Raw genomic sequence first — 4,802 nt, 5'->3', positions numbered from 1 at the left:
ACGTCCGGCTCGTGATCTCTACCTCACCGCACGGGCCCATCCCGCGCAGCGGGTTCGTTCTTCGGCCTCATTTTGGCCGTAGCGATCAGCTGCCGCGTCCTGAACGCAGACATCGCAAGCGAGGACTCCGGAGGTCGCGGTTGCGCTACTCGGCAGCCGTCTCCGATGGCGCCTCTGCCGGCCCCGAAGGCCCGGCCTCGGCACGGGGTTTGCGCCGTGAAAACAGCGACCTGAGCGTGACGTAGAACACCGGCGTCAGGAACAGGCCGACGAAGGTGACGCCGAGCATGCCGGAGAACACCGCGGTGCCGAGCGACTGGCGCATTTCTGCGCCCGGGCCCGTTGCGATCATCAGCGGCACGACGCCGAGGATGAACGAGAAGGCGGTCATCAGGATCGGCCGCAGCCTGAGCCGGCAGGCTTCGACGGCAGCCTCAGCGGCCGACAGGCCGCGTTCCTGCGCCTGCCGCGCGAATTCGACGATCAGGATCGCGTTCTTGGCGGCAAGCCCGATCAGCACGATGAGGCCGATCTGCACGAGGATGTTGTTGTCCAGCCCTCGGAAAGACACGCCGAGCAACGCCGCGAGCACGCCGAGCGGCACCACCAGCACAATGGCGAACGGCAGCACCCAGCTTTCATATTGCGCCGCCAGCGCCAGGAACACGAACAGCACCGACAGTCCGAAGATATAGACAGCGGCATTGCCGGTGTTGCGCTCCTGATAGGCGAGCTCGGTCCATTCATAGGAGGTACCGGCCGGCAGCGTCTTCGCCGTGATCCCTTCCATCAATGCCAGCGCGTCGCCCGTGGAAACGCCGGGCGCGGCGTTGCCCTGCAGCGGCACCGAGACGTACATATTGTAGCGCTGGACCAGCGCCGGGCCGGTGATGTCGCGGATCTCGATCAACGTGCCGAGCGGAACCAGCGCGCCGGTCGCCGAGCGCACCTTCAGTTTCAAGATGTCGGCGCGATCGAGGCGGAACGTCTGGTCAGCCTGCGCCCGCACCTGGTAGACGCGCCCGAAAGCGTTGAAGTCGTTGACGTAGGCGGTGCCCAAATTGATCGACAGCGTCTCGAAGATGTTGGGGATCGGCACGTTCAGGATGCGCGCCTTGTCGCGATCGATCGCCAGGAAGAATTGCGGGCTCGACGCGGAGAACGTGGTGAACACGCCCGTCAGCCCCGGCGTCTTGTTGGCCTTTGCGGCGATTTCGTAGGCAAGCGCCAGGATCTGCCCCATGTCGGCGCTGTTGCGCTCCTGGATCTGCAGCTTGAAGCCGCCGGCATTGCCGACGCCGCGGATCGGCGGCGGCGGCAGTGCGATAATGAAGGCTTCCTTGATGCTTTGCAGGCTGCCGAACAGATTGCCGATGACCTTGGTCGCCGACTGGCCGGCCTTCAGCCGCTCGTCAAACGGCTTGAACCTGGCGAAGATCACGCCCGCGTTGCTGGCGTTGGTGAAGGTCGCGCCGGAGAAGCCGGCGAAGGCGACTGCGTAGTCGACGCCAGGCGTTTTCTGGATGATCTGCGACGCCTGCTGGATGACCGCATCGGTCCTCGACAGCGAGGCGCCGTCCGGCAACTGGACGACGACGATCGCATAGCCCTGGTCGAGCGACGGAATGAAACCGCGCGGCACCGCCTGCACCATGTAAACCGTGGCGTAGATGAGGGCCGCGAAAACGGCCAGCATGGCGGCGATCGCTATCCAAGAGCCGACCAGCACGCGGATGATGCTCGAATACCAGTGGGCGACCCTGTCGAAGCCGCGATTGAAGCCGTCGGCGAGCGCCCGTCCGAACCGCGCCAGGAAAAAGCGCGGCGGCGCCGCCGCGGCGTGGTGCGGCTTGAACAGCAGTGCGGCCAGCGCCGGCGAAAGCGTCAGCGAATTGAATGCCGAGATCGCCGTCGACACCGCGATGGTGATCGCAAACTGCAGGTAGAACTGCCCAGAAATGCCGGGGATGAAGGCTGTCGGTACGAACACGGCAATCAGCACCAGCGAGATCGCGATGACCGCCGTTCCGACTTCGTCCATGGTCAGGTGCGACGCCGGATTGGGCGCCAGCCCTCTGGCGATATTTCGCTCGACGTTCTCGACCACGACGATCGCATCGTCGACGACGATGCCGATCGCCAGAACGAGGCCGAACAGTGTCAGCATGTTGAGCGAGAAGCCGGCGGCGTAAAGCACCGCCAGCGTGCCGATCAGCGACACGGGGATCGCCACGATCGGCACGATCGCCATGCGCCACGATTGCAGGAAGATGATGATGACGATGATGACCAGCAGCATCGCCTCGAGGATCGTCTTGTAGACCTCATGGATCGACTCTGCGACGAACTCGGTCGGATTGTAGACGATGTCGTAGCTCAACCCCTTCGGGAAGTCGCGGGAAAGCTCCTTCATCTTGTCCTGGATCTCCGCGGCTGCGGCGAGCGCATTGGTGCCCGGCCGCTGGAAGATGGCGAGCGCCACCGCCGGTTTGCCGTTGAGATAGGAGTTGGTGACGTAGTCCTTGGCGCCGAGCTCGATGCGCGCCACGTCCTGCAGCGAGATCAGGCGGCCGTCGTCGGTCGATTTGACGATCACGTATCGGAAGTCGCGTGCGTCGTTGAAGCGGCCTTGCGTGGTGACCGTGTACTGAAACGCCGTGCCGGTGCCGGTCGGCGGCGCGCCGATCGAGCCGCCCGACACCTGGACGTTCTGGTCGCGCAGCGCCTGCACCACGTCGCCCGAGGTCATCCCCAGGGCGGACAGTTTTTCCGGATCTAGCCAGATGCGCAGCGAATATTCGCGTTCGCCGAAGATGATGAGGTCGCCGATGCCGTCGAGCCTGAGCAGTATGTCGCGCACCCGCGAGCGGGCGTAGTTCGAGACGTAGAGCTGGTCGTAGGTATTGTCGGGCGACAGCATGTGCACGACCATCATCAGGTCGGGCGAGCTCTTGGTGGTGGTGATGCCGAGGCGGCGGGCTTCTTCGGGCAGGCGCGGCTCGGCGACCGACACGCGGTTCTGCACCAGCACCTGCGCCTTGTCGAGATCGGTGCCCAGCTTGAAGGTGATGGTCAGCGCCATCGCCCCGTCGCCCGACGAATAGGACGACATGTAGAGCATGCCCTCGACGCCGTTGATCTCCTGCTCGATCGGCGTTGCCACCGTCGCCGCGACCGTCTCGGCATCGGCGCCCGGATACTGCGCGCGAACGACGATGGTCGGCGGCGCGATCTCGGGATATTGCGCGACCGGCAGCTGGGTATAAGCAATCCCGCCGAGGATCAGCAGGACGATCGAAACGACCGATGCGAAGATCGGACGGTCGACGAAGAAATGTGCGAACCTCATTGCTGCAACCCGGCGGTCTCGGTCTTGGGCGGCAACGTCACCATCTCGACCTTCACCTTGGTGCCGGGCCTGGCGTGCATCAGCCCGTTGACGATGATCGTCTCATCGCCGGTCAGGCCCTTGCGGATCACCCGGTAGCCGTCGAGAAGCGGGCCAGTGCGCACGGGCTTCGCCGACACCATCCCGGCCTCATCCACCAGGAAGACGATGCGGCGATCCTGATCGGCGCCGATCGCCTCGTCGGGCACCAGCACGCCGCCATGCGGCAGCGACCCCGGCACGTTGATGCGCCCGAACATGCCTGGCTGGAGAATGCCGTCGGCGTTGGGAAACCTCGCACGCACCCGCATGGTGCCGGTCGCGTTGTCGATCCGGTTCTCGGCAAAATCGAGCTTGCCTTTGAACACCGCCTCCGCGCGGTCGGCGACACGAACCTCCACATCGAGCCCGCCGGCGCCTTCCTGCATGCTGCCGCCACGCGCCTTCGCGTCGCGGGCGTAGCTGAAATACAGGCGCTCATCGACGTCGAAATAGAAGTCGATCGGGTCGCGCGTGACGATGGTCGTCAGCAAGGTGGAATCCGGCTGCACGAGGTTGCCGACCGACACCAGCCGGCGGTCGATGCGGCCGGACAAGGGCGCCTTGATCTCGGTGAATTCCATGTTCAGGCTGGCCGTCGTCAACGCAGCCGTCGCGCCCTGCATCTGCGCCTGCGCCGAAAGGTATTCCCGCCGGCGGTCGTCGACCGTAGCGGTTGAGATATTGCCGGTCCTGGCGAGTTCGTCGGCGCGATCCAGCTGCATCTTGGAGAATTCGAGCAGACTCTTGGCGACGTCCACTTGCGATTTGGCGGCATCATAAGCCGCCTGGTACGGACGCTGGTCGATGGTGAAGAGCAGGTCGCCCTTGTTAACCAGTGCGCCGTCCTGGAAGCTGACCTTGTCAAGATAACCGCTGACGCGCGAACGGATGGCGACCTGGTCGACGGCTTCGAAGCGCCCGACGAACTCGTCGTCTTCGACGATTTCACGCACCACCGGCTTGGCCGCCGTCACCACGGGTAGCTGCTGGTCCTGCGCAAACGCAGTGCTGCTGAAAGCCATGCCGAGCAGGAATGCCGCCGACACGGCGGCGCGGGCAAGCCAGCCGGCCGATCGACGGGGTCGCCCGCCCGCGTCGCGATGCAATTGCCCATTCCCTGGGGTGTCCATTTGCGTCCCCGCTCGCTGGACCCGGAGGTCGGTTGATCCGCTTCTACGCTAAGGCTTGTCGTCGAGATCAGAGCACTGCAGTGTTGTGCATGGCAACATGATCATTTTCCATGTGGGCTGAAATGTCCACCCTGTGGCTGCCCCGCCGCCCGTCCTCGTTGCCGCCAAGATGGGGCGAAGAACGAACCCGCTGCGCGGGATGGGCCCGTGCGGTGAGGTAGAGATCACGAGCCGGACGTCGC

Annotated in this window: 2 protein-coding genes; both read right to left on the bottom strand. The window is 64.7% G+C overall.

The window, feature by feature from the left end; all coding sequences use genetic code 11:
- Positions 1-145: 145 nt before the first annotated feature.
- The gene (locus RFM40_RS33185) at positions 146-3,349 is read right to left on the bottom strand and encodes an efflux RND transporter permease subunit (protein WP_320279023.1); all 3,204 of its coding nucleotides are present in this window, start codon (positions 3,347-3,349) and stop codon (positions 146-148) included.
- Positions 3,346-4,452, bottom strand: a complete 1,107-nt coding sequence (locus RFM40_RS33180; RefSeq protein WP_320219997.1) for an efflux RND transporter periplasmic adaptor subunit — start codon at positions 4,450-4,452, stop codon at positions 3,346-3,348. Before RFM40_RS33180 ends, RFM40_RS33185 begins: the two co-directional genes overlap by 4 nt.
- Between the last annotated feature and the right edge of the window lie 350 nt (positions 4,453-4,802).

It is taken from the genome of Mesorhizobium captivum, from assembly GCF_033977165.1.
GTDB classification, from domain to species: domain Bacteria; phylum Pseudomonadota; class Alphaproteobacteria; order Rhizobiales; family Rhizobiaceae; genus Mesorhizobium; species Mesorhizobium captivum.
This window is presented reverse-complemented; position numbering and strand designations above follow the sequence as displayed.